The organism is Pirellulales bacterium, from assembly GCA_036499395.1.
Lineage (GTDB): Bacteria > Planctomycetota > Planctomycetia > Pirellulales > JACPPG01 > JACPPG01.
In genome coordinates this window covers 223636-249239 of the sequence record DASYDW010000019.1, presented here as the reverse complement: position 1 = coordinate 249239, position 25604 = coordinate 223636, and the positions used below count along the sequence as shown (strand labels likewise).

General features: G+C 61.6%; 17 protein-coding genes. 11 read left to right on the top strand and 6 right to left on the bottom strand.

Annotation, left to right across the window (positions count from 1 at the left end; translation table 11 throughout):
• The first annotated feature begins 587 nt into the window (after positions 1–587).
• Together VGN12_04510 and VGN12_04505 are read left to right on the top strand one after the other, a co-directional pair.
• Complete coding sequence (locus tag VGN12_04510) at positions 588–2285, top strand: S41 family peptidase (GenBank protein HEY4308697.1); 1698 nt, start codon at positions 588–590, stop codon at positions 2283–2285.
• A gap of 61 nt (positions 2286–2346) precedes the next feature.
• Positions 2347–3753, top strand: coding sequence for a DUF4147 domain-containing protein (locus tag VGN12_04505; GenBank protein HEY4308696.1), 1407 nt, complete (start codon positions 2347–2349; stop codon positions 3751–3753).
• 346 nt (positions 3754–4099) lie between these two features.
• Here the strand turns inward: VGN12_04505 and VGN12_04500 are convergent, their stop codons facing one another.
• The gene (locus tag VGN12_04500; protein ID HEY4308695.1) at positions 4100–6361 is read right to left on the bottom strand and encodes a glutamine synthetase III; all 2262 of its coding nucleotides are present in this window, start codon (positions 6359–6361) and stop codon (positions 4100–4102) included.
• A gap of 520 nt (positions 6362–6881) precedes the next feature.
• On the opposite strand from VGN12_04500, the gene VGN12_04495 reads away from it, so the two are divergent.
• From VGN12_04495 to VGN12_04475, 5 genes are all read left to right on the top strand, one after another.
• Positions 6882–7523: a TetR/AcrR family transcriptional regulator gene (locus tag VGN12_04495; protein ID HEY4308694.1), complete on the top strand. Its 642-nt coding sequence runs from the start codon at positions 6882–6884 to the stop codon at positions 7521–7523.
• A gap of 193 nt (positions 7524–7716) precedes the next feature.
• Positions 7717–9585, top strand: coding sequence for a redoxin domain-containing protein (locus VGN12_04490; GenBank protein ID HEY4308693.1), 1869 nt, complete (start codon positions 7717–7719; stop codon positions 9583–9585).
• A gap of 85 nt (positions 9586–9670) precedes the next feature.
• Complete coding sequence (locus VGN12_04485; GenBank protein ID HEY4308692.1) at positions 9671–10414, top strand: hypothetical protein; 744 nt, start codon at positions 9671–9673, stop codon at positions 10412–10414.
• On the top strand, positions 10411–10905 hold the full coding sequence (locus tag VGN12_04480) for a hypothetical protein (GenBank protein HEY4308691.1): 495 nt from the start codon (positions 10411–10413) through the stop codon (positions 10903–10905). Before VGN12_04485 ends, VGN12_04480 begins: the two co-directional genes overlap by 4 nt.
• A 231-nt stretch (positions 10906–11136) precedes the next feature.
• Positions 11137–11337 carry a hypothetical protein gene (locus VGN12_04475; GenBank protein ID HEY4308690.1) on the top strand — a complete coding sequence of 67 codons (201 nt, stop codon included), beginning with the start codon at positions 11137–11139 and terminating at the stop codon, positions 11335–11337.
• Between the two features lie 143 nt (positions 11338–11480).
• Here the strand turns inward: VGN12_04475 and VGN12_04470 are convergent, their stop codons facing one another.
• Positions 11481–13847, bottom strand: a complete 2367-nt coding sequence (locus tag VGN12_04470) for a serine/threonine protein kinase (GenBank protein ID HEY4308689.1) — start codon at positions 13845–13847, stop codon at positions 11481–11483.
• A complete protein-coding gene (locus tag VGN12_04465) occupies positions 13844–14422 on the bottom strand; it encodes a sigma-70 family RNA polymerase sigma factor (protein HEY4308688.1) in 579 nt (192 codons plus the stop codon). The genes VGN12_04470 and VGN12_04465 overlap by 4 nt, the downstream gene beginning before the upstream one ends.
• 481 nt (positions 14423–14903) lie before the next feature.
• On the opposite strand from VGN12_04465, the gene VGN12_04460 reads away from it, so the two are divergent.
• Positions 14904–15083 carry a hypothetical protein gene (locus VGN12_04460; protein HEY4308687.1) on the top strand — a complete coding sequence of 60 codons (180 nt, stop codon included), beginning with the start codon at positions 14904–14906 and terminating at the stop codon, positions 15081–15083.
• A 205-nt stretch (positions 15084–15288) separates the two neighbouring features.
• On the top strand, positions 15289–15846 hold the full coding sequence (locus VGN12_04455; GenBank protein HEY4308686.1) for a hypothetical protein: 558 nt from the start codon (positions 15289–15291) through the stop codon (positions 15844–15846).
• 42 nt (positions 15847–15888) lie between these two features.
• Here the strand turns inward: VGN12_04455 and VGN12_04450 are convergent, their stop codons facing one another.
• Entirely contained in the window at positions 15889–17202 is a 1314-nt protein-coding gene (locus VGN12_04450; GenBank protein ID HEY4308685.1) for an SGNH/GDSL hydrolase family protein, read from the bottom strand.
• 301 nt (positions 17203–17503) lie between these two features.
• Between VGN12_04450 and VGN12_04445 the strand changes: the two genes are divergently transcribed.
• Positions 17504–18340 (top strand): hypothetical protein, encoded by an 837-nt coding sequence (locus tag VGN12_04445; protein ID HEY4308684.1) that lies wholly within the window; start codon positions 17504–17506, stop codon positions 18338–18340.
• 294 nt (positions 18341–18634) lie between these two features.
• Here the strand turns inward: VGN12_04445 and VGN12_04440 are convergent, their stop codons facing one another.
• Together VGN12_04440 and VGN12_04435 are read right to left on the bottom strand one after the other, a co-directional pair.
• A complete protein-coding gene (locus VGN12_04440) occupies positions 18635–21955 on the bottom strand; it encodes a multidrug efflux RND transporter permease subunit (protein HEY4308683.1) in 3321 nt (1106 codons plus the stop codon).
• Between the two features lie 61 nt (positions 21956–22016).
• Positions 22017–25427 carry a multidrug efflux RND transporter permease subunit gene (locus VGN12_04435; protein ID HEY4308682.1) on the bottom strand — a complete coding sequence of 1137 codons (3411 nt, stop codon included), beginning with the start codon at positions 25425–25427 and terminating at the stop codon, positions 22017–22019.
• Here VGN12_04435 and VGN12_04430 point away from each other — a divergent pair.
• Positions 25408–25587: a hypothetical protein gene (locus VGN12_04430; GenBank protein HEY4308681.1), complete on the top strand. Its 180-nt coding sequence runs from the start codon at positions 25408–25410 to the stop codon at positions 25585–25587. The two genes, VGN12_04435 and VGN12_04430, sit on opposite strands and share 20 nt — an antisense overlap.
• The last annotated feature ends 17 nt before the right edge of the window (positions 25588–25604 follow it).

The following is a 25604-nucleotide window of genomic DNA, read 5'->3' as shown; positions in this document are numbered from 1 at the left end:
GTTTATACACACGGCGTCGAGCGATTACCCGCGCTGAGGAAGCCGCTCGACGGTGCTGATAGCTTAACAAATCTTCACCTTGTGATGGCGCGGCCTGGCGACTGCCGTAGACGCGCCGCCTTTTGGGTCAAGGGGCGCTGGCTGCCGTTTTTCCCGGACATTTCGGCCTGTATCGCCCGTGTCGTCTGCGCCGCTTTTGCGACAGCACATCGTACATCATGCGCGTTCGGGACTTACGTGTCTGGCAGCTTCAATCGGCGCATTTGCGAGACTGCGTACGTTGACCATCTTTGATGCGAAAGGATCGACCGCCGCGCGAATCTGCAGACTGTAACGAAGGGACGCAGCAGCGCGGCGAAAAGTTTTTTGACCGTCTAGGGATCGTGACCTATATTGCATTTGGCTGCGGGACCCGGGCTTAGGCCTGCACCGTTACAATCCGCAGCTTGGCTATTACCCGCGCCCCCGTGTCAACCCGCCTTCGAAGCTCTTCGACTGCTTCGTCCACCGGGATCCTCTCCCGGCGAACCTCCGCTGAGCGGCCGACACATCAGGACCTGACCATGCAACGTAGGGCTCGCGCCACTATGAACCGTAGGGTTTTTGTCCCGCTCTTCGTTTTCGCCTTCTGTACCTCCGCCTTGCTGCTGCCTTTGGCGGCGCAGGCCGAGATCGGCTTCGTCACTCCGGCCGCTCAGGCGCCGGCGGGTGATTTGAATGTAGGCGATTCGGGCCGGTTGTTGGAACGTGGCCAGTCTTTGGAGAGCGAGCGTCGTTGGGGCGAGGCCCTGACCTTCTATGAAGACGCTCTGAAGAAGTTCCCGCACGACCCGGCGATCGAGCAGCATTTGGCTGCCACGCGTGCTCACTACGAAATCGGCCGTCGCTACAGCGACCCCAGTTATAAGCGTGCTCTGTCGACAGTGACTGAGCGCGAGGCGCTCGACCTGTACGGCGAGGTGCTGTTGAAGATTCAATCGCACTACGTCGAGACGCCCGATTGGAAAGAATTGGTCGACGATAGCACGCGGGTTTACCAGGCGGCTTTGACCGATCCGGTGTTCATCGAGCACAACCTGCACAAGGTGCCGGCAGCTCAGATCGACCGCTTCCGTCGCGAGGTCAACGATCGCGTCGCCAGTTGGCAGATCAATACCCGTCACCATGCCCGCGACGCGGTGGTCTATCTGGCGCGTCTGGGACAGGAACGGCTAGGGCTGAACAACACGGTCACGATCCTGGAGTACACCTGTGGTGCCACGACCGGACTGGACGCCTACTCGACATTCCTGACGGCCGATCAGTTGAACGAAGTTTATTCGCAGATCGAAGGCAACTTTGTCGGCCTGGGCGTTGAGCTAAAGGCTAGCGAGCGGGCCTTGTTGATCTTGAAAGTCATCGCGGGCAGCCCGGCCGAGAAAGCAGGCATTCACGCCGGTGATCGCATCGTGGCGGTCGACGGCCAGTCGACCAGCGACCTGTCGACCGATCAGGCAGCCAACCTGCTGCAAGGCAAGGAAGGGACGTACGTCAACGTGACGCTTGTCGCGGCCGACACGAAGAGCCGGCAGGTGCGGATTCGCCGCGAACAGATCGAAGCCCCCAGCGTCGACGGCGGCCGGATCATCGACGAGACGACAGGCGTGGCCTACGTCCGCCTGCACCAGTTCCAGAAGACGACCGTCCGCGAGTTGGACGCCGAATTGTGGCGCCTCCACAAGCTGGGCATGAAGAGCCTGATCCTCGACCTTCGCAATAACCCCGGCGGACTGCTGGCGGTCAGCGTCGAAGTGGTCGACAAGTTCGTCGAAGGGGGGGTGATCGTCTCGACCCGTGGCCGCGGCCCGCAAGAGGATTACAAGTACACGGCCCATGCCGAGGGGACCTGGCGGATGCCGCTGGTCGTGCTGATCGACGGCGACAGCGCCAGTGCCAGCGAGATCGTGGCCGGTGCGATTCGCGATCACCATCGCGGTATCATCGTGGGCAACACGAGCTATGGAAAATGGTCGGTACAGGGCATCTTCCCGCTGAACCAGGCGAACGCAGGGTTGCGACTGACGACCGCCAAGTTCTATTCGCCGCTGAATCACTCGTATAGCGGCATCGGCGTGAAGCCGGACGTCGAGGTGCAGCAGGTCGCTAAGCCGGTGGTCGACATTGCCGGCCAGGTGGCCCAGATGGACGACGCCTCGAACGACGCCCAGCTCCAAGCGGCCGTGCGACTGGCCCGCGATCAGTTGGCCAAGCGGCAAGAGCAGTCCGTGTTGGGCAACCGGCAATAAGCGTCCGGGACGGCTATAATCGGGGCCGTTTACGCAGCCCGATACTTGCCGGATCCGCCCCGTGTCGCAGCCTGCTCACGATCTTCGCGATGACGCTTTGCGCATCTGGCAAGCCTCGGTCGAGGCCGTCGATTCGCGGCGGCTGGTTCTTGATGCCGTGCAGGTCAGCGACGGGCGATTGCACATCGGCAGCCAGTCCTTTGAACTGGCACGCATTCGGCGAATCATTGTTGTGGGCGCCGGTAAAGCCGGGGCCGGCATGGCCGAGGGGTTGGAAGCTGCGCTCGGGCCAGAGCTATTGCGCGAAAAGCAAGTCACGGGCTGGCTAAACGTCCCGGCCGACTGCGTCCGCAAGCTCGCAGCCATTCATTTGCACGCGGCCCGCGAGCCCGGCCAAAACGAACCGACGGAAGCCGGGGCCGTGGGCGCGGCGAAAATCTTGCGCTTGGTCGGCGAGGCGACGACTGACGATTTGTGCATCGCCTTAGTGTCCGGTGGTGGCAGCGCACTGCTGCCAGCGCCGGCCGCTGGAATCACGTTGGCCGACAAGCTCGCGGTCACACGGCATCTGAGTGCGGCCGGGGCCGACATTCGGCAGCTCAATACTGTCCGCAAGCAACTGAGTGCCATCAAGGGAGGCGGGCTGCGTCGTGCCTGCCATGCCGGACACCTGGTGACGCTGATCATCTCGGACGTGCTGGGGGATCCCCTCGATATCATCGCCTCGGGCCCGACGATCGACGATCCGGCGACGCCGGCTGATGCCTTGGCGGTGCTCGAGCAGTTTCACGCCGCCGAGGCCGGCATCGGGCCGGCGGTGTTCGACTTCTTACGATCGCGGCGCGCCCAAGGGCCAAAGCCCGACGGTTGCCCGACCACGAACCTGATCATCGGCAACAATGCCACGGCCGTCGATGCCGCGGCGCGCGAGGCGCAACGTCTGGGGTATCGGACGCGCGTATTGCCGACCGAAACGCACGAAGGTTTTGCCGAAGACGTTGGACGACGGTTGGCCGCGATGACCGTCGATATCCAGCGCCCTTCGTCGGAAGTTGACTGCCTAGTGAGCGGCGGTGAGCCCGTCGTGCAATTGGTCCCGGCGGCGGCGCGCGGGGCAGGGGGGCGCAACCAGCAGCTTGTACTGGCGGCGGCCGAAGTTTTCGCGCGCGAGGGGGGCGAGCGCTTTGCACTTGTGTCCGGCGGAACCGACGGCGAGGACGGGCCGACCGACGCTGCCGGCGCGATCGTCGACCGCGCGATTCTCGACGAAGCCGCGCGACGCGGGCTGGCGATCGCCGATTATCTCGCGCGGAATGACGCCTATCACTTCTTCGAACCGCTCAAGGCCCTGATCAAAACCGGGTCAACCCACACCAACGTCTGCGACATACGCGTGGTGGTGGTCGATCGTGGCGGGTTCTTAAGAACGGAGCTTGCCACAGAGGGCACCGAGGCCACAGAGAGTTGAGAAGGCCTCGGTCATCCGCATATCGGAGCGGATTCGAGAAGTCGAGTGTCAAGTTTGCCGATTCACTGCCACATGCCGGTAGAGGCGTACATCCTGCGAACCTCGGTGGTCTCGGTGGCTAAATCGTTCCCGCCGGCACTGTCAGCAGCGCCGACGCATTCATCGGCGCATGAAAAAGACCGCTCCGTCGCGCGGCGCAGTCGCTGACGACGCGCGACGGAGTCGGTCTGAGGCTAAAGACGACCACTATACGCTTGCCCTCGATCCCACACCGGCAGGACTCGCACGATTCAAGTCTGCCCTAATCGTACGGCCTGCGGCGAGGAATCAACGAGCCGTTTTAGCTTTACTTGATGAACAACATCTCCTGGTAGGTCGGCAGCGGCCACAGGTCGTCGGCCACCCAGCCTTCCATCTCGTCGGCGTACTTACGCACCTCGAGCATGGCGGGCAACACTTCTTCGCAGAAGTGCGTGGCTTCACTTTCGAGGCTATCCGCACCATGATGGTCGAGTGCTTTTTCCAGCACAACCAGGCTGTCCTGCAAGCTCTTCACCAGGTCGGTGATCTTGTCGAGCGTGTCGGTATCGAACTGGTAACCGAGTTGCTTCAAGTTCGCACAGGTCGAGGCCAACTCGTTCTGATAGCGAATCACAGCCGGGAAGATCAACGTGCGGGCCATCTCCAGCGTCAAAGCCGCTTCGACCTTGACGGTCTTGCAGTATTGCTCGAGGTAGATGTCGAGCCGGCTTTGCAATTCACGCTCGGAAAGGACGCCGTACTTGGAAAACAGGGCCTTAATCGCCGGATCGGCGAGCATCGGCAAAGCATCGATCGAGCTCTTCAGGTTCAACAAGCCACGCTTGGCGGCTTCTTGATGCCAGGCGGCCGAGTAACCGTCGCCGTTGAAGATGATCGATTCGGCTTCGTTGATGATCTCGGTCAGCAGCTTTTGCACGGCACCGTGCAACGCCTCGGGCTTGCCAGCAGTCAACTGCTCGAGCTTCGTCGCGCACCAATCGATCGACTCGCAAATGATGGTATTCATCGCTACCAGCGGACCAGCGATCGACTGGTTCGCACCCACCGCTCGGAACTCGAAGCGGTTGCCCGTGAAGGCAAACGGGCTGGTACGATTGCGATCGCCAGCGTCCATGGGCAAGGGGGGTAGAACGTCGACACCGACGGTCAGGTTGCCCTTCGAGAGCGACGAATTGGCGCCGCCCGCCTTGATCTGCTGGAAGATGTCGGTCAATTGATCGCCGAGGAAGATCGAGATGATCGCCGGCGGAGCCTCGTTGGCACCCAGGCGATGATCGTTTCCGGCCGAGGCCACTACGGCACGCAACAAGCCCTGATACTTGTGGACGGCACGAATGACTGCGCCGCAGAAGACCAGGAATTGTGCGTTCGTATGGGGAGTATCGCCCGGGTCGAGCAGGTTGCCCTGCGACGCGCTGCCGAGCGACCAGTTGACGTGCTTGCCCGAGCCGTTGACGCCGGCGAAGGGCTTTTCATGCGTCAAACAAGCCATGCCGTATTTCTCGGCGACCCGCTTGAGCGTGATCATGACCAACTGCTGATGGTCAGTGGCGATGTTGGCCGATTCGAAAATCGGGGCAATCTCGTACTGGCCAGGGGCGACTTCGTTATGCCGCGTCTTGACCGGCACGCCGAGTTTGTACAACTCGCGCTCGGCGTCGATCATGAAGGCCAGGACGCGTTCGGGGATCGCACCAAAGTAATGATCTTCGAACTCCTGACCCTTCGGCGGCTTGGCGCCGAACAAAGTGCGTCCGGCCGTGAACAGGTCGGGCCGCGCGAAATAGAAGTGGCGATCGACCAGGAAGTATTCTTGTTCGGGGCCAGCGGTCGAGGCGACAAAGGCACCATCGTCGTGGCCAAACAGCTTCAGGATGCGGTGCGCCTGTTTATTCAGCGCCTGCATCGAACGTAGCACCGGGGTCTTCTTGTCCAGGGCTTCGCCGGTCCAAGAGACGAACGCCGTGGGAATGCACAGCGTCGTGCCGTTGGGATTCTCCAGAATGTAGGCCGGGCTGGTAACGTCCCAGATCGTGTAACCACGGGCTTCGAACGTGGCGCGGATGCCACCGCTGGGGAAGCTGGAACCGTCCGGCTCGCCCTGAATCAAGGCCTTGCCGCTAAACTCAGCCACGGCCCCGCCATCGCCGTCCGGCGACAGGAAGCTGTCGTGCTTTTCGGCCGTAAGACCGGTGAGCGGATAGAAGACGTGAGCGTAATGCGTCGCCCCCTTGGCGATGGCCCAATCTTTCATGGCCGCAGCCACGACGTCGGCCACCGAGGGATCAAGCTTCGAGCCGGTCTCGATCGTCTTGATTAACGCTTTGTAAATCGGCTTCGGCAGGCGTTCCTTCATTACCTTGCGACTGAAGACGTTCGCCGAGAAAAGCTCCGAGGCGGGAGTTTCGTTGAAATTCAACGGCGGCCCAATGGGACGCCAGTTCGTCACCGCCGAGATCGCGGCAGTGCGGGCCGAGCCGCTCGCCGAATGGCGGGGAACCGCGGCCGCGGTTGATAAACTTTTTCCATTCGTCGAGACGCCACCACTAAGGACGTGTGTACCCACGGATTCGTTCCTTCTGATAGACAGTCGCCGCGCTCAGCCCCCCCTATGAGGGCTACGAACTGCCAGCGAAACAGGGAAAGCGTTCGCCATCCGTGGCAAAGCGAGCGTCACATCTTGTGCGCTGCGCGAACTAAAGGCAATCAGCATGCCGACGCTGGCACAAAAAACGTCCAGGTCGGCAATCGTTTTCAAAAGTATTGGCGTATTTTGGGTTTACTGCGATCTGATTTTCTCAAGTCCTGGTCGCGAGCTGCCGCAGCCTCATCGGATTGCCCCGCGCTTAAGCAGGGCCTGCCCGAGGTAGTAGCGTAACGAAAAGGGGGGGCAGCGACAAAGCGCAGACGCGAGCTTTGGTAGGGAAGCCATCGCTTAGCACCTCCAGGCGTTTGCCGGACGGTTTCTCGAATTGACGAGTCGTCTCAGCCAAATTAGAATCAGATTCTGTTTCTGATTTGTCCAGCATGCGCGATTCGCTTTTTCCGCGCCGCTTTTGACACAATGTCCGTTTCGGAAAACTCTGATGCCGGCCGTTGCCACCAAGGTGAAGTGGGCTCATCCCCGGGCGCAGGCGCGCAGTGAGGAGACCCACGCGCGAATCCTGGACGCCACCGAGGGGCTGCTGGCCAAGCGGCGTTTCGAAGATATCTCGATCCACGACATCGTCCGCGCTAGCAAGTCGAGCGTGGGAGCGTTTTACGCGCGCTTTCCCGATAAAGACGCACTGTTGGGCTGCCTGTACGAACGATTTCGGCAGGAGCAGGCCGAGTTGACCGACACGATGTTCGATCCGGGCCGGTGGCAGAACGAATCCTTGGCGGCCGTGCTCGATGCGGCGCTTCCGTTTCTTGTAGATCTGCATCGCCAGCGGCAGGGATTGCTGCGGGCGTTTGCGGCCAAGGCGTGCTCGGACGAGCGCTTTCGCAAGGTGTGGCGGCAAGCACGCGATCACGCGGCGCGGCGGCTGAAAGAATTGGTCGCAACACGGCGCGATGAAGTTAGCCATCCCGACCCGGATCTGGCCGTGGAATCGGGCTTGTCGATGGTGATGTGTACCGTGGAACTGAAATTGCAGTTGGACGAGATCGATGCGCCAGAGATGGACGTGCTGGCACAGGAGTTGGTGAAAGCACTCGTGGCGTACGTGGGAATTCGCCGCGTGTAACATCCGCGCCGTTGATTCCTGGCAAGAAATTGGCGCGGTCGGTAACACTGTTCGGTCCACATGAGATCGCGGACCCAGAGTTGATTGGCCTGCGGGCGTACTTAAATTCGACTAATAGATACAGTTCGGTAAGAGGCACGGGCGGTACGATCGAATCGATCGGTCGCGCCGGAGGCTTTGGGGAGATCGACGTATGACGACGATATCGTGGTTGCGGTTCCTTCTGGTCGCGGTCATAGCGGCCGGCGGTTCATCGCTGTCGGTCGGGCTACTCGCTCAGGCTGACGAGGCCCAGCCTAGAAACGTCAGCAGCGACAGCGTGAGTGCAAAGCCCACGACTGCCACGCTGCCCAATCTGCTCGGGCGACCGGCCCCCGAATTCACACTGGCGGACGCCGCGGGAAAGCAATTAACGCTGGCGGACTTGGCCGACGCGAAGTTGGTCGTCGTCGCGTTTCTTGGCGCCGAATGTCCCCTGGCAAAACTGTACGGTCCCCGGCTCGAACAGTTGGCCGCGGAGTACGCCGAGCGTGGCGTGCGCGTGATCGGCATCGATGCGAACGTGCAAGACAGCGCCGAGGAAATCGCAACGTACGCCCGCGAGCATGGCGTGACATTTCCGCTATTGAAAGACGCTGAAAACGTCGTTGCCGATAAGTTCGGCGCGCAGCGCACGCCCGAGGTCTTCTTGCTGGACGAAAAACGCGTCGTGCGCTATCGCGGCCGGATCGACGATCAATACGTCGGCGCAGCTCAGAAGGCAAAGGTCGGGCGGCGCGACCTAGCCGTGGCGATTGACGAATTGCTCGCCGGCGGCGCCGTCTCGCAGGCCGAATTGTCTGCGCCGGGCTGCTTCATCGGGCGCGTCACGCATCCCGATGCCGGCGCCGCGGTAACCTATTCGAAACAGATCGCGCGCATTTTTCAGGATCGCTGCGTCGAATGTCATAGGGCGGGGGAGATCGGCCCGTTCTCGATGACCAGTTACAAGGAACTGGTTGGCTGGGGTGAAACGATCCGCGAGGTGGTACACGACCAACGTATGCCCCCGTGGTTCGCTGATCCGAAGCACGGCAAGTTCAGCAATGACGCGCGGCTGTCGGACGAAGAAAAGCGACTGATCGCCGATTGGGTCGCTGCCGGATGCCCGGAGGGAAATCCGCAGGACCTGCCAGCGCCGCGCACGTTCACCGATGGGTGGAATATTCCGTCACCGGATGTGGTTCTCAAGATGCGTGCTGAACCGTTCTTGGTGCCGGCCGAAGGGAAGGTCGATTATCAGCACTTCGTGATCGATCCTGGATTCACGGAGGACAAATGGTCGGTCGCCAGCGAGGCGCGGCCGGGCAACCGCTCGGTGGTGCATCACATCCTGGTGTTCTTGCATCCGCCGGGGCAACCGCTTGAAATCGGCCGTGGTTCGCTGCTGGCCGCTTACGCTCCCGGCGCGCCGCCGCGGCAAGTCACGCAGGGGCAGGCCAAGCGTATTCCGGCCGGCTCGAAGATCATTATGCAGGTTCACTACACGACTAACGGTCGGCCGCAGGAGGATCTCAGCTCGCTGGGGCTGAAACTCTGCGACGCGTCGGAAGTGAAGCAGGAAGTCGAATCCGGCTGGGCCGTGAACTTCGGCATCGCGATACCGCCAGGCATGGCAAACTTCAAATCGTATTCGGGACATCGCTTCACGGACGATCGGTTGCTGTTGTTCCTGACTCCGCACATGCACATGCGCGGCAAGTCGTTCCGCTACGAGGCGTGGTATCCCAACGGCAAACGCGAAGTGTTGCTGGATGTGCCGCGCTGGGATTTCAACTGGCAGATCGATTACGTGCTGGCCGAGCCCAAGCTGATGCCGAAGGGGACGCAACTGCGCTGCTTCGCCACGTACGACAACTCAGCCGGAAATCCCTCGAACCCGGACCCTTCGAAATGGGTTTTCTTCGGCGAACAGACGTGGGACGAGATGATGATCGGCTGGTTCACCGCCGTGACGCCGCTGCCGGATGATTCGACGGAAAAGGCTGCCGAAAAACCGGTCGCCGCGACGAGCGGGCGGTAGTTGCGTTCGCCTTTCTTGTTCGAGTAAGTGTCCGGGCTAAAATACATAGGCGCCCACTCTGTGTAGCGAATTCTGGAGACGCGTTATGTACTTGGTCGAAGATCGGCGTTCCGGGGTGTTGAACCTTGTTTTTACATGGAGCGACCCTGCTAACGACGGGTTCACGGGCGAAGTGCTGACGGACGTTGAACTTGACTACGAAATGGAGGCAGTGCATCAGTGGAACGAGGGAGAAGGAAGACCCGAGGCGTGTCTCGGTAGATCGCCGAACAATCCCAAGCATTTCAAAGTCTTCAAATACTCGTTAGATCGACAGCGCGAAGGTTACCAAGCCGTTGATGGGACGGTAGTAGTTTTTGGCTCATGGCGGGAATACCTGCAGGTATTCGCGCATCCTCCGAGGCGAGACCAGCTAGGTGATGAAGGTTGGTTTGACTATCTCGACGAGCTCGATGAAGAAGTTACTCGGGAGAGCGGGAATCGCCAGGCAATGCTCGACACCCCTGAGCCTCGCGACCGCGACGCGGTTGCCGAATGGTTGGCGAAAAGACATTTCATTGCCGACAGTGGCATTCGAGAGGTGTGGTATTTGCCGGGAGGATCTCCGCCTCAAGAGATTCGACTTCTTGAATTGAATGATCGAGTTACCGGAGATGATGTAGCTGTCGAGCCGATCGACTTTGGGCTAGATATCCAAGGCTGTGAGTTCCGTCTTTTTGTCGCCGACGTTACTGGGGATCAGTTGTTACGGATAAGTCGTGATTCGTCAGGGCTTCCACGAGGGTGGTCGCTCGACGGCACAAAGATCTGGCGGAGACGCGGTGCATGACGGAGCAGCAGCGTCTGTTCCTGGTGCAAGCGCGTGCGGATTTTGCCGTTTTTGACACTTTTCGAAGGCAATCGCGTTTTCCCGCTTCGCATAAACTTCACTATTTGCAGATGGCGACAGAGCTATTCGGTAAGGCTCACGCATGGCGCGAAGGGCCACGCACGTCGACACATCGTGCGTTTGTCACGTTTCTTCGAAGCCTTACCACTAACCGTCGGGCGCAGGAAAAATTGGGGTTCGCGGGTCGGAATGCGCAATGGCAGGGCATGTTTAGGAAGACGATCGATATTGCTCAGCGCGTTGAGGATCTAGCCCCTGCTCTTTCCCCCGACTTGCCAAACCCTGAATACCCGTGGCCGCGCGCGATGCCGGTCGCTGCGCCGGTGGAGTTTGACTTTCCGATATGGCGCGACCTGGTAGACACAACGGCGGGCCGACGGTTCCTCGACTTAGTCGAACGGCTTTTTCAGTCGGCTGAGTACTTTCTCTGAGTAACGACAGCCTGCCGGCCGAGCGCAGCGCGTGGCTGCATTACCGGCTGCCGACGTAGGGGCTTGGCTCGCTGGTCTCAGGAGACCCGGGTGATCTTTGCGCCGTATTGATGCGTGGCCTGTCGGATTTGATAGGCCCTTTGCGCTGTCCGCCGCCGGACTTGCGATACAATACGCCCGCTGCGGACGAAGCGGGCACCCGATAGTTCGGCGCATAGGAGGATAGGTCGCATGGCTGCGTTTGTGGAATTTCATCACAAGAACCGCAAGGTGATTCTGAACCTGGACCAGGTGTGTACGATCGAGGATCGCGCCGACGGTTCGGAATTATTGATCCGCTGCTCGAATTCCGAGGATTACCTGGTCTCGGGCGATGAGGCGCAGCGCGTGATGGCGATCCTTCGCGACTTTTGCTGCGAGGCGCCAAAGTAAAACGGTGCCGTGACCCGACACGTGCGCGGGTAGAAATAGGAAAATACCCTTGCTGGCGCTTCGGGCTAGTGTGTTAACCCCTGGCGCGATTGGCATTTCCGTCACTCCTCATTCTGCACCCTACCACTCCTCACTTCCCGCGTTCACACCGTGCTGGTGGGGGCGACCGTGGGGTGGGCGACGAATTCGACAGTGTCGGCCAGGCTGCGGCGTTGCAGGTCGAGGATCGCGGCGCCATGCTCCTGCCACCACCGGCGCGCGTCGGTTTGCGTCCACGGGATCACGTTGGTCAGCTTGTCCAGCACTTCCAGAATCTCGCTGGCCGACTGCGGACGCTGGAGCGGGTCCTTTGATAAGCACGACATGACCAAATCGCTCAGTAGAGCCGGCACTGCCGGATTTAATTGCGACGGCGCCTCGGGCATGACGTTCATCACGTGAAACAACACGTCCAGGTCGCTGGCGCAATGGAAGATATTGCGCCCCGTCAGCAGGTCATAGGCCACGGCCCCGATGGAATACAAATCCGAACGCGTGTCGGTCACCAACGGATCGCGTAAACGCTCGGGCGCCATGTAGAGCGGCGTGCCGGCCATCGCCGTGGCGGCGGTCAATCCGGTGTCTTCGCTTTTGGCCGTGCTCTTCACCAGGCCGAAGTCGAGCACCTTGATGAAATCCGCCTGACCGCCGCGCTCGCAAAGCATGATGTTGTGCGGTTTCACATCGCGATGCGCAAGGCCAATGTTGTGCGCCTCGGCCAGCGAACCGCAAATTTGCTTGAGGATGTAGACCGATCGGCCCGGCGAGACCGCCCCTTCGATCTGAATCAACTGCGCGAGCGAGGCCCCCGGCAGATACTCCATTGCGTAATAGAAAACGCCGTCCGTGGTCCGGCCGAAGTCATAGATTTCGATCGTGTTCGGATGGGTTAGCTGGCTGGCCAACTGCACTTCGCGTTCGAAGCGGGCGATGGCAACCGGCGTCATCAATTCGGGCTTAAGCAGCTTCACGGCCGTGCGGCGGCGCAGCATCGAATGCCGCGCGCGATAGACGACGCCCATTCCCCCTTCACCGATCTTTTGCTCCAGCGTGTATTGGCCCACCTGGCGAGCGACGCCGATTTGTCGTTGCAGCCCGGCGATGTGAAAGGCCGAATACAAAAATCCGCCGGCCGCGACGATCAGTACGCCCAGCGGCAACCAGGAAGCAACCAACGGATAGCGCAGCGGCGCGTAGGCCTCGGCGTAGTCGACCTCGGTGCCGATGCCGAAGCCATATTCTGGCAGCCAGCGCCAGGCACCGATCGTCAGCACTCCGCGATAGTCGCGGTAGCCTGTAGAGTCGGTCCCATCCTGGCGTGCGATTGCCATGGCGGCCAACTTGGTCAGCGGCTGTGCTGCTTGTGGCAGCGCCGCTTTTGCGCCGGTGGTCAAATCGACCCCCGGGTCCCGTACTTGCATGTTGAAAACGGCGCGCGCGCCCGGCTCATTGGGAATCAATCCCAGGGCTTTTAATTGATCCGTAAAGCGGCTGTCCGATATCAACCATCCCTTTTCGTCGAAGGCGTAGGTCTCGCCCGTCCGCCCCATGCGCGCCACGGACAGGATGCGCGTGAACTGGTAATCGGCGCTCACTCCCAGGCTGAGCGCGGCGATGATATTGCCTGACGTGTCGTAGACCGGCGTGCCAACCCAGATCATCGGATTCTCGCGGTGAATCGGTCGGTCCGCGGCGAATGAGCCCTCGGGATGAGGTTTCGAGATTCTGGTCTCGCCTGCGAACGCGTAGGCGATGTCGGCCATGCCCGTCGAGTTCAGGTGAATTCCCACCTCCGTATTTTCGGGCGCACCGAGCACCAGGCCCGACCGGTCGGTAATGGCGTAGGCCGTGTGATGGGTTTCGTCGTCGTCGAGGTAGACCTGCAAAGATTCGCGCAGCTCGGCCATGGCGGTGGAATCGAGCAGCGTCTGCCTGGTGGCGGCAGGGCTAAGGTCACTGCGGGACAATCGGACCAATTCCTGAATCTGCTCGCGCACGTCGGGCTGTTCGGCCCAATGCTCGGCATCGGCTTTTTGTTCTTCCAGCCACAGCTCAAGCGCGGTGATGTCGGCGTCGAGCACGGTCTGCAATTGATCGCGCAGAATCTGGCGCATGGCGCTCTCGATGCCGTAGTGCGACCAGATGCCGCCGGCGATGAGGGCCACGAGTACTAACGCGGCTGCCAGGTACGTCCCCTTCCGCGCGCGGACTTCCTCGATCATCAGATCCGCGGCCCGGCCCATCCTGTCCCAAAGGGAAGAGTGCGCCCCCGTTTTGGCACGGGCCGGTTCAACAGCCCGGCTGTCGAGAATCGTCTGCGACCAGTGATGGGCCAGCAGCGACTCGACGCGGGCTCGCAGATCGGCGTCACCGGCGCATTCGCGGTCGAGCAACTGCTCGCGCCCCTTAAGGTCGAGGTCGCACGCCTGCAGGAATATCTCCTTGACGCGATCGTAATTATCGCCGCTCACGATGTGCCTTCCCCGGCCAGTTCACGTCGCAGCCAGGCGCGGATGATCGTCCATTCGTTTTCGACGGTGCGCTTCGAAACGCCGAGCACTTCGGCGACTTCATCCATCGTCAGGCCGCCAAAGAAGCGTAGCTCGACGATGCGGGCCTGGCGGGGATCGAGCAGCGCCAGCTTTTCGATCGCCTCGTCCACGGCCAGCAGGTCGGCATCGCGATCAGGCGAAAGTATTAACTGATCGTCCAGCTCGATGCGCTGCCAGCCGCCGCCGCGCTTGGCGCGATGACGAGCCCGGGCGTGATCCACCAAGATGCGTCGCATGGCCTGCGCGCCGACGGCGAAGAAATGCGTGCGCCCTTGCCAGTTCACACGCGTTTGATCGATCAGCTTCAGGTAGGCCTCGTGGACCAGGGCCGTGGGCTGCAACGTGTGGGCGCGGGTTTCCTGCCGCAGGTAGTCGTCGGCCAGGCGACGGAACTCGTCGTACACCAGCGGCAGCAATTCTTCGGCGGCGTGCTGATCACCGCTCGCGAGCGCGTTGACGATACGCGTGGCTTCTGACGACGGCGAGGAAGTCATCGGCGGACCTTTCGGGGCGACGCTCGGGGCGTAAGCGATAGCTTCGATTGTAACTGAACCAGCCCCCAATGGCGGCGCTAGAGATTCCAAAGCGGGGGGGGCGGGCGTCTCGCCGGACTTACGAGTTTGCCGCCTCTACCGGTTGCCACGAGGTGTCGTACGGCGGACGGCGCGATTAGGGGGCCGCGCCGCGGCCGGGCGGGTCTCTCCCGCGTTTCGCCGCGGTTAAACCCGGCCGTTCTGAGCGCTTCGAGAATTTTTTGCGGACTCGGGCCGTGGATGTCGCGTTATCTGGTGAGCCCCTTCGGGGACGCCAACGTGGCGAAACCTGGGGGACGGAGGGAGTTCTCAGTCGCAACGCCGGAGGCGTGGTGCCATGTGTGTCCTCGAATGTTCGTGCGGCATGGTGGTTTCGACCCGAGGGACACGGACGCGATGCATTCGCTGCGGTGCGATTCTCGGTCCTTGCGACGTGTTGGAAATGAAAACGGAACAGATAAGAGGCAACTGCGAGGCGCGTGTCCCTAAAGAGGGGCCGGATCAAGAGGCCGACGACGCCGACCCGCGTGGCGAAGGACGCCACGCGGCGTTGGCGGCGTACGTGTCGGTCGTGATCATCGCGGCCGCACGCGCGTTGCAGACGCGAACGGAAAGTGTGTGAGGGGACGAGGTCGCTGGTTGCGTGGCGCTTCGCAGCGCGGGGCCGGATCAAGAGGCAAAACAAGTTTCTCGCGAAGCGCAAGCCAACCAAGTGTGATCTCCCCTCAGAGGAGAGGGCGGGGTAAGGGGCAAGACGGCCAAGACGTCGAGCTCCTTACCCGTGCCTCTCTCTGAATGACAGGCCACCCGAACTAGAAGAATCAGAAATGTCACTCAGGAAAGCGAAAATGGTCATGCCGAACGAAGATCCGAAATGTCGTTGTGAGTCAGCTCGGGAGCCGGTTTTTGGCTCGCCCGATCCATTGGACGTGCCCGGACCTTTTCACCGCATTGCGGAAGTCCGCCGGCAGCAGGGGGTGTCGCTGCGTGCGGCGCGGCAATCGCTGGGTATCAGCAGCGAGCACGTACACCGGCAGGAAGACGAACATTACGACTTACTGCTGAGCGAGCTTTTTCGCTGGCAGAACGTGCTAGACGTGCCGGTCGCGGAACTGTTAGTCGAACCGCGCGGACAATTGTCCGCGCCGATCTCGAAGCGGGCTTCGATGATCAAGGTGATGAAGACGGCCGCCACGATTCTCGAAGGAGCCCACGCTCCCGAGATACAAACCCTGGCCAAACGGCTGATCGAGCAACTGCTCGAGATCATGCCCGAGCTGGAGGGTGTGTCGGCGTGGCCTTCGGTGGGACAGCGCCGCACGTTGGACGACATGGGGCGCATCGGACAGCATCCGATTTCGCTCGCGCCGCTGGATGATTATTAATCGGCACGCCGCAGCCGCGGTGTGCTTCAGACTCGTTACGGTTTAGTCGCGCTGGAGCGTGTCGGGTCGGCGGGCCGTCGAGTTATCGTGCAGGCGCGCGGCGATGATGTCGGCCACGACGCGATGGCCCGAGGCGTTCCAATGGCCGTCGCGGGCGATGATCAAACTACCAGCGCCGCCCGATGATTTGGCCGTGAGCATACCGGGGAGTAGATCGAGTACTTCGAGATTCGTATCTGCAGTGCAGATCTCGAATGATTGACGGTAAGCGGCCTCGCGACGAACCGAGACGTCGTCGCGTCCTTCGTCCAATTCGCCGACGCCCGGAATATAGGCGACGATTAGCCGCAGTTGCCGAGCTTCGCAGTCGCGCTGCCAACTCTCCAAATAATGACGCACGATGGCGACCTGTGTGGCGGCTTCGCCCGAAAGCGGTGTCACGGGAGCAGGAGCGGGCGGGGCAGGGGGGGGCGAGCTGGTGGGCTTGTCGTTCGATGAGTCCTGCACGACCGATTCTGGTTGGGGTGATTCGGGCTCGGGAGTTGCGCCTGTGGCTGGTTGCGAATCTCTCGCGTGCGCGACCGGGGGCGAGGCCGGGGCGCCCTTCGCGGCTTCGGCCGCGGCGATCGCCTTGGCTTCGGCGCGGCGGATGCGCCGTTCGAGCTGCCAGCGATTGGCAACGTACGAGACATAGTTGAACAGGTACGACGATTCCTGCAACGTGCGCTGCCAGCCGTCTCTCAACGGCGCCGTGACCGGTTGCGATACAACCTGACCATCAATGATCTTCGCGACACGCGTCCCTTCGAGGTTATCGGCAAAGTCGTTGCCGTAGAACGTGAGCAATACGACGTCCCCTGGCTGCAAATGATCGCGGCACTCGGCGGCGAACAGTTCGTATTGCGCCAGTGTGCCGGTGCCATTGATGCCGTAGTTCTCGACGCGCCAGGCGGGCATGCGCCGGCTCAATTGATCGGTGAAACCCTCTCCCTGTTCGACGCCCCACCCCCACACGAACGAATCGCCGAAGGCGCACAAGCGGCGCACGTTTTCGGTGGCGGGGTTTTGAAATTCCTGGCGGCGAAAGCCCTGGTCGTTGTGAACGATCAGCACGTCGAACTCGGGGGTCTTAAAGCGGCCCCGAAAGTTCGGCTTGCCGCGATGCCCGGTCACCGGATCAGGCTGGTGAAAGCTGCCCATCGCGTTGACGTAGGCCGGACTGTAGCCGGCCACGCGCAGACTGAGCTCGGCCATGACCACGGCAAAGCCAAGCGAGCCCGCTAGCAGCGAGAGCCGCAGCGCGTGAACGCGAAGCCTGGTTCCGGTCGTGCGACGAGATGAGGGGGGAATTTCCATGCGGGTCTGCCCGGGCGGGATTCACGGGTGGTCCGACAGCCAATTCGGGAGCGTCGGGGGGCGGTAACGTACTAAACCGCCGCAAGCGGGGCAATGTGAGTTGCCGTAAGTGAGCGGCCGGAGGCGTTACAGGCGCTCGCGGCGGCACAAACATTCCGGGCCCGGTTCCCCCTAACGAAGAGGTAATCCCCCGCCGGCGAATTGGCTCATCGCCGGACGTCAGACGGGCGCGAGAAAAGATAGTGTTTCGATGGACAAGCTGATAGCACCCATGACGTTCACCTAGTTCAGGAGCGCAGCAATGATCCGGCATCGTATCGCGACCAGTTTGGTATTCGGCGTCGCCCTGTTTTTGGCCCCGGCCACGGTCATGGCCCACGGCGGAGGAGGGGGCGGTGGTAAAGGGGGAGGCGGCGGAGGAGGAGGGGGCGGACATCATGGGGGCGGCGGCGGTGGCCATAGCAGTGGCGGCCACAGCGGGCATCACAGCGGGCATCACTCCGAGCACCACTCCAGCCAACAATCCGGGCAACAATCCGGGCAGCAATCCGGGCAGCAATCCGGGCAGCATCACCATCACCACCACCACCATCATCATCACGAAGGATACGGCGGTGGTGCGGGAGGGCACGGGGGAGCAGGGGGCGCGGGCGGTGCAGGGGGCGCGGGTGGCGCGCTTGTCAACGGCGGTGGGGCTGCCAGCAATGCGTCTTCCTCGGTGAGCGGCGCTCGCAATGCGGTTCAAACGGACCGGAAGACCGTGCAGAGCGACCGGCAGGTTCTCGGTGGCGCGAAGACGGCCATGCGCAGCGATATGAAGACGATATCGCAGGATCGGAACGCCGTCCGCCAAGACCTGAAGAGCGGCAACACCGCGCAACTGAAGCAGGACCTGTCGAAGCTGCGCGGCGCCGATCAGCAATTCCGCACGGATCGTAATCAAGTGCACAAGGACGAGCACAATTTGCATCAGGCTGATCGTCAACTCAACGCGGCCAAGCATACGCTGCATCGTGACGAGCGCGCGGCTTGGCGCAGCCAGTTCAATGGCGGCAGCACGACGGGTGGCACTGGCAGCGGCTCGAACGGTTCGTCGAGCAGCTCGTCTAGCAGTTCGGTGGCAGCACCGCCATCGTAAAGGTGCGTGGGCCAGGTCCACTCCGAGAGGGTCGCGAAAGGCTGACTCCGTCGCGACCCTCCCTGGCCCGATCTTCGGTTCAGATCACTGCAAAAGAACCGGTCCGCAGTTCCGGTAGGGTGCGTCCGCGACGCACCTTTTTGCTTAGCTGTGAGAAGTGCTTCGCATCACCTTCGAGCGTGCGATGCGAGTGAATTGAGGAATGACGCGGATCGTGATTTCGGAGCGTCGAGGACGCACACTACATCAGGCGGCCGCACCCTACGAATACTCGCGGCCCAATTGCACCGAGAGCTATGCTGCCTTCTTCCGGCTCTCGCGCCAGTCTGAGAACCATTGGATGACGTAGAAGAAGACCGGCGTCAGGAAGATGCCGAAGACTGTGACGCCGAGCATGCCGGCGAACACGGCAGTGCCGAGCGTGCGGCGCATTTCGGCGCCCGCCCCTTCGCTGAGCACGAGCGGCACGACGCCGAAGATGAACGCCAGCGAGGTCATCACGATCGGCCGCAGACGCAGCCGACAGGCGGCCAGCGTCGCCTCGTAACGGCCGACTCCCGCCACCTGGCGTGAGCGGGCGAACTCGACAATCAAGATCGCGTTCTTGCACGCCAGGCCGACGAGCACCACGAAACCGATCTGCGTAAAGATATTGATATCCATGTGGGCCACGATCACGCCGGCCACGGAACATAGCAAGCACATCGGCACGACCAGAATCACGGCCAGCGGCAGGGCCCAGCTTTCGTACTGCGCGGCTAACACCAGGAACACCAGCACCACGGCCAGCACAAACGCGAACATCGCAGTGTTGCCGACGCGGCGCTGCAGGAAGGCCAATTCGGTCCATTCGGCCCGCATCGAAGGCGCGAGCGCCCCTTCGGATACCTGCTGCATGAGATCGATCGCCTCGCCTGAGCTGGTACCCGGGGCGGCGTCGGCATTGATGAACGAGGCCGAATAAAGATTATAGCGCACCAGCATCACCGGCCCGCTGATTTCGCGGATTTTCGTAAAGGCCGTGAACGGAACCATCTGTCCCTGCTTGCCGGGGACGTACAGACGCTTCAGATCGTCCGGCTGCATGCGATAACGCGCATCGGCCTGGACGTTGACCTGCCAGGTGCGGCCGAAGCGGTTGAAGTCGTTGACGTATAGCGAACCGAAGTTGACCTGCAGCGTGTTGAACACGTCGGTCATCGAAATATCCATCGCCTTTACCGCGGCGCGATCGATATCCAGGTACAGCCAGGTGGTGTTGGCACGAACACTGGTGAACAGGTCGCGCAGGCCCGACGTTTCGGTCCCTTTGTTAACGATTTCGGTGCTGACTGCCTCGAGGGCAGGCAATCCGGTATCGGCGCGATCTTCGATCACGATCTTGAACCCGCCGGCGGTACCGAGGCCGTCGATCGGCGGGGCGCCCAGAATGTTCACTTCGCCGTCCCCGACTTCGGCCTCGAAAAGTTCCTTCAGCTCCTCGGCAATGACGTCGGCCGTGCGATGATCGTGCGCTCGTTCGTGAAATTCATCGAGCATGACGTACATCGAGCCGAAATTCGGAGCGTTGGCCCCCATCAGCAGCGACTGCCCGGCGATGGCCACGGTGTGGCTGACGCCCGAAACCTTGCCGGCCAGTTCCTCGATGTCGTGCATCGCTTCTTCGGTACGCGCGAGCGAGGCCGAGTCCGGCAAGCGGACGTTGACGATCAGGTATCCTTTATCGTGCGAGGGGATAAAGCCGGTCGGTGTGTCGGCGAACATTTTGTACGTGAGCACCATCAGCCCGCCGTAGAGAATGAGCACGATCAGGCTCGTCCGCAGCATGAAGCTGACCGTGGCCACGTAACCGCCGGTAAGCACATTAAAGCCGGCGTTGAAGACGCGGAAAATCAACAGTAGCACGGCGTTGATCAGTCCCGATGCAAACCAGGCGCCGACGCCGCCAATGGCTCCGCCGATCCACGGCCAGGGCGAACCCAGGCCCAGAGGCATGTCGTTCAGCACGACGGGAATCCATTGCGGTAGCCAGGGTGCCAGATATTGGCTGCCCGCCCAAACGCCGGCCAGAGCCAGGCCGAAGCGGGGTAAGGCCTCGCCATGTCCTGACGAGCGGGGACGCAACAGCAGCACAGCGAGTGCCGGGCTGAGCGTCAGTGAATTGAATGCCGAGATGATCGTCGAGATCGCGATCGTAACGGCGAATTGTCTGAAGAACTGTCCGATCACGCCCGAGATGAACGCGCACGGGATGAACACCGCCGTCAGCACCAGACCGACGGCGATCACTGGGCCGGCGACCTCTTGCATGGCTTGCACGGCAGCATCGCGCGGGGAAAGTCCTTCTTCTATGTGATGCTCGATGGCTTCGACGACCACGATGGCATCGTCGACGACGATGCCCACGGCTAGCACGAGGCCAAACAGCGTAAGCGTATTAAGACTAAAGCCGGCGGCCACCATCGCGGCGAATGTGCCCACGATCGCCACGGGCACGGCGACCAGTGGAATGATCGCGGCGCGCCAGCCTTGCAGAAAGATCAGAACCACGATGGCCACCAGCACCACCGCGTCACGCAAGGCGAGGAACACTTCGTTGACGGACTCCTTGATGAACGGAGTCGTGTCATAGACGATCGCGTAGTCGACCCCTTCCGGGAAACGGGCTTTCAATTCGTCCATCTTGTCGCGCACTTGCTGAGCGGTATCGAGCGCGTTCGAGCCGGGGCGTTGATAGATTGAGAGCGCGACCGAGGGCTGCGTATCGAGCGTGCAGATCTGGTCATAGGCCAGCGCCCCCAGCTCGATCTTGGCTACGTCGCGCATGCGGATGATGCGCCGCTCGGCATCGGCGCGCAGAATCATATCGCCGAATTGCGACTCTTCGGCCAACCGGCCCAGGGTGGTCATTGTGTATTGGAAGACCTGGCCATTGGGCGCCGGAGGCTGGCCGATCTGGCCGGCCGCGACCTGGGTATTCTGCTGCTCGATGGCGCGAACGACGTCGGCCGAACTGATGCCGCGCATCGCCATCTGCTGCGGGTCGAGCCAGACGCGCATGCTGTAGTCGCGCTGGCCGAGGAAGGCGATAGCGCCAACGCCAGGGAGGCGGGACAACTCGTCGCGCAACTGAATCGTGGCGTAATTGCTCAGATACAGGTTGTCGCGGCTGCCGTTGGGGGAAAACAGGTTGACGATCATCAGCACGCTGGGCGATTTCTTCTTCACCGTCACGCCGCGCCGCTTGACCAGGTCAGGCAGGATCGGCTCGGCCAGCGAAACGCGGTTCTGAACCATGACCTGGGCCATATTCAGGTCCGTGCCCGGCTCGAACGTGACGGTCAACACGTAGTTGCCGTCGTTGGTGCATTGAGAAGAGAGATACATCATGCTCTCGACGCCGTTGACCTGCTGCTCGATCGGAGCGGCCACGGTGTCGGCCACGACGTTGGCATTCGCACCAGGGTAGGTCGTCGAGACTTCGACCGTCGGCGGCGTGATCTCGGGATATTGCGTGACCGGCAGCGCGAAAATGGCAATCGCGCCAGCCAGCGTGATCACAACCGAAAGCACGGTCGCGAAAATCGGTCGATCGATGAAGAATTTGGAAAACACGGTGGTTAGTGACCAGTCGTTAGTCGGTTATTAGTTGGCCGTGCGGGGCCGGAATAGTTTGCTAAGGGGTTTGGTGCGGTGGCAGCTTTTGAGTTGCGGTTGTCGGTGGTGTGCCGTTCGCTTCGGCGCCATTGGTTGCTGCGCTGCTTGCGGTTAGTACCTGATCGGGTTCGGGCGATTCACTGCCGTTCGGGTGATCCGCGTCTGGCGCTGACGCAGGGGCGGTGTGCTTTTTGTTCGGAAGTTTCGTTGTGGCCCGGCGGGCGGCTAGCCACCACTGGTGCGGTGACAGGATCAGGATCAGGACCCGCGCGATCCGCGCCAGCGGACCTTGTGTGAAAAGGTGCCAGTGCGACATCCGGTCGATGACGTAGAAGAAGATCGGCGTCAGGAAGATACCGAAGAACGTCACGCCCAACATGCCGGAGAATACGGCGGTGCCGAGGGCGCGGCGCATTTCAGCGCCGGCGCCAGTGGCGATCACGAGCGGCAGTACGCCCAGGATGAAGGCGAACGACGTCATCAAAATCGGTCGCAAACGCAACTCGCAGGCTTGCAACACGGCCTCGCGGACCGGGGTCCCCTGCTCTCGACGGTACTTGGCGAACTCAACGATCAGAATCGCGTTCTTGCAGGCCAGGCCGATCAGCACCACGAACCCGACCTGCGTGAAGATATTGATGTCCATGTTTGCGATCGCCACGCCGGCGATCGAACAGAGCACGCACATCGGCACGACCAGGATCACGGCCAGCGGCATGGCCCAACTTTCGTACAGCGCCGCCAGCACCAGGAAGACGAAGATCACCGAGAAGGCGAACACGATCATGCCGGTGTTGCCGGAAAGCTGCTCGAGGTAGGCCAGCTCGGTCCATTCGACCGACATCGAATTCGGCAGCTCGCGATGGGCCAGGTCCTCGAGCGCCGTAATCGCCTGCCCGGTGCTGAATCCGGGAGCCGAGTTACCGTTAATGCCCGCGGCCGGGTACATGTTGTAACGCGTGAGCACGAGCGGCCCGCCCACGCCCGACACCGTGGCGAGCGATCCCAACGGGACCATAGTTCCGCTGGGATTGCGGATGCGCAGTCGCTTTACATCCTCGACCTGGTCGCGGAAATGCGTGTCGGCCTGCACGATGACCTGCCAGGTGCGGCCGAACCGATTGAAGTCGTTGACATAGCGCGAACCGAGGTACGATTGCAGCGCGTCGAACAATTCGGCCAGGCTGACGCCGGCGGTCAAGCAGGCTTTGCGGTCGACGTCGATGTAGAGCTGCGGCGAGTCGGTTTTGTAGACGGTGAACAGGCCGGCCAGGCCGGTGGTTTGATTTCCCTTGGCGACCATGTTGTCGGTCGCCCGCTGCAACTCGACGAGGCCCAGGTCGCCGCGGTCTTCGACCATGAATTTGAATCCGCCCGCGCGCCCCAGGCCGGACACGGCCGGCGGCGGAAAGACGTTTACCAAGGCGTCAGGCACCTTGGCGGCGAATTGCTTGCGGAGCGAAGCCATGATCGCGTCGGCCGCAAGATCGGGCGACTTACGCTCGTCGAAATCGTGCAAGATGATGAACATCGAGCCGAAGCTCGAGCCGTAGGCGCTGAGCATGAACGAGTTGCCGATGACCGAGTTCACGTTCTTCACGCCCGGCGTTTCCATGACGATCTTTTCGATCACCTCCATGGCCTGCGACGTGCGCTGCTGGCTGGTCGAGTCGGGCATCTGCACGCTGGCGACCAGGTACCCCTTGTCCTGCGAGGGAATAAATCCGCTGGGCAACTGGCCGTAACCCCAATACGTCGTGTAAAGCAGTCCGCCGTAGATGATCAGGACGATCACCGGCACGCGCAACATCCGCCCGACAATGCCGATGTAGGCGCCGGTCGATTTGCGCACGCCGAAATTGAAGAAGCGGAAAAACCAGCCGAGCACCAGGTCGAGCAACCGGGTGATCAGGTCCTGCTTGCCCTCGCGCGGCCGCAATAAGAGTGCCGCCAGGGCCGGACTGAGGCTCAGTGAATTGATGGTCGAGATAACGGTCGAGATGGCGATCGTCAGCGCGAACTGTCGGAAGAACTGGCCGACGATTCCAGAAATAAAAGCGCACGGAATGAACACTGCCGAGAGCACAAGCCCCACGGCGATGATCGGGCCGGCGACTTCGTCCATGGCGCGGATCGCGGCGTCGCGCGGCTTTAGCCCGTGCTCAATGTGATATTCCACGGCCTCTACGACCACGATGGCGTCGTCCACGACGATGCCGATCGCCAGCACCAGTCCGAAAAGCGTCAAGTTGTTCAGGCTGAAACCGACGCACGCCATGGCGGCGAAAGTGCCGACGATGGCCACGGGCACCGCGACCAGGGGAATGATCGACGGCCGCCAGCCCTGCAGAAAGACGAGTACCACCAGGGCGACGAGAAACACCGAATCGCGCAGCGCCTTGAAAACTTCGCTGACCGACTCGCGAATGTAGGGCGTGGTGTCGTAGCCGATTTCGTAAATGACGCCGTCGGGAAAGTCGTGCGACAGCTCGCCCATCTTCTCCTTGACGCGGTCGGCCGTGTCGAGGGCATTGGCATCGGGGAGCTGAAAGATCGCCAGGCCTACGGTGGGCTTGCCGTCGAAGCGATTGCTGATGTCCTCGCTGCGGGCCCCCATTTCGACGCGCCCTACGTCGCGAATACGCACGCTGCGGCGGTCGGCCGTGAACTTGATGACGATATTCTCGAACTCTTCGGGCAAGGTCAGACGTCCGCGTACCGATAGCGGCATCTGCTTGACCTGGCCATCGACCGCCGGCGGCTGGCCGATCTGGCCCAGCGCGACGTGCATGTTTTGTTCGCGGATCGCATTGACGACGTCCGTGACTTCCAGATCGCGCGTGGTGAGTTTGTCTGGATCGAGCCAGATGCGCATGCTGTAGTCGCGCTGGCCGAAAACCAGTACTTCGCTAATGCCGGACAGACGCGATAATTCGTCACGAATGCGCATCAGCGCGTAATTGCTGAGGTAAAGCTGGTCGTAGCGGCGGTCGGGCGAATTCAGGCTGACCGTCATTAAAATGTCGGGCGAGCGCTTGCGCGTCGTCACGCCCGTTTGCCGCACGACCTCGGGCAAAAGCGGCATCGCCAGAGCGACGCGATTTTGCACCAGTACCTGCGCCAGGTTCAGATCCACGCCCGGCTTGAACGTGACGGTCAGTGTGTAAGATCCGTCGTTGGTGCTTTGGGAAGCCATGTAGAGCATGTCTTCCACGCCGTTGACCTGCTGCTCGATCGGCGCGGCGACGGTTTGGGCCACGACCTGCGCGCTCGCACCGGGATAGTTGCAGTCGACCTGCACCGTGGGGGGCGTAACCGGCGGGAATTGGGCCAGCGGCAGCGTGTAGAAAGCGACCGCGCCAGCCAGTGTGATCAAAATCGACAGCACTGACGCAAAGATCGGCCGGTCGATGAAGAATCGCGAAAACACGCGCAGCTCACTTGCTAACGATCATTGCCAAAGCAGTCCGCCCGAGCCCGATACGGCACGCGGCCAACTCTTCGGCAAGCAAAACGAAACACAAGCCCGGTGGGGCCAGCAACGCGAAACAGGCAACTCGTCGAGTATTCTCGCCGACGCCGCGGGCTGAGCTTGGACGACTAAGGT

Excerpts from the sequence above, each read along its gene's own strand:
- VGN12_04510 (HEY4308697.1), top strand. The coding sequence starts at position 588 with ATGAACCGTAGGGTTTTTGTCCCGCTCTTCGTTTTCGCCTTCTGTACC.
- VGN12_04495 (HEY4308694.1), top strand. The coding sequence starts at position 6,882 with ATGCCGGCCGTTGCCACCAAGGTGAAGTGGGCTCATCCCCGGGCGCAG.
- VGN12_04490 (HEY4308693.1), top strand. The coding sequence starts at position 7,717 with ATGACGACGATATCGTGGTTGCGGTTCCTTCTGGTCGCGGTCATAGCG.
- VGN12_04485 (HEY4308692.1), top strand. The coding sequence starts at position 9,671 with ATGTACTTGGTCGAAGATCGGCGTTCCGGGGTGTTGAACCTTGTTTTT.
- VGN12_04480 (HEY4308691.1), top strand. The coding sequence starts at position 10,411 with ATGACGGAGCAGCAGCGTCTGTTCCTGGTGCAAGCGCGTGCGGATTTT.
- VGN12_04475 (HEY4308690.1), top strand. The coding sequence starts at position 11,137 with ATGGCTGCGTTTGTGGAATTTCATCACAAGAACCGCAAGGTGATTCTG.
- VGN12_04465 (HEY4308688.1), bottom strand. The coding sequence starts at position 14,422 with ATGACTTCCTCGCCGTCGTCAGAAGCCACGCGTATCGTCAACGCGCTC.
- VGN12_04460 (HEY4308687.1), top strand. The coding sequence starts at position 14,904 with ATGAAAACGGAACAGATAAGAGGCAACTGCGAGGCGCGTGTCCCTAAA.
- VGN12_04455 (HEY4308686.1), top strand. The coding sequence starts at position 15,289 with ATGTCACTCAGGAAAGCGAAAATGGTCATGCCGAACGAAGATCCGAAA.
- VGN12_04450 (HEY4308685.1), bottom strand. The coding sequence starts at position 17,202 with ATGGAAATTCCCCCCTCATCTCGTCGCACGACCGGAACCAGGCTTCGC.
- VGN12_04445 (HEY4308684.1), top strand. The coding sequence starts at position 17,504 with ATGATCCGGCATCGTATCGCGACCAGTTTGGTATTCGGCGTCGCCCTG.
- VGN12_04430 (HEY4308681.1), top strand. The coding sequence starts at position 25,408 with ATGAAGAATCGCGAAAACACGCGCAGCTCACTTGCTAACGATCATTGC.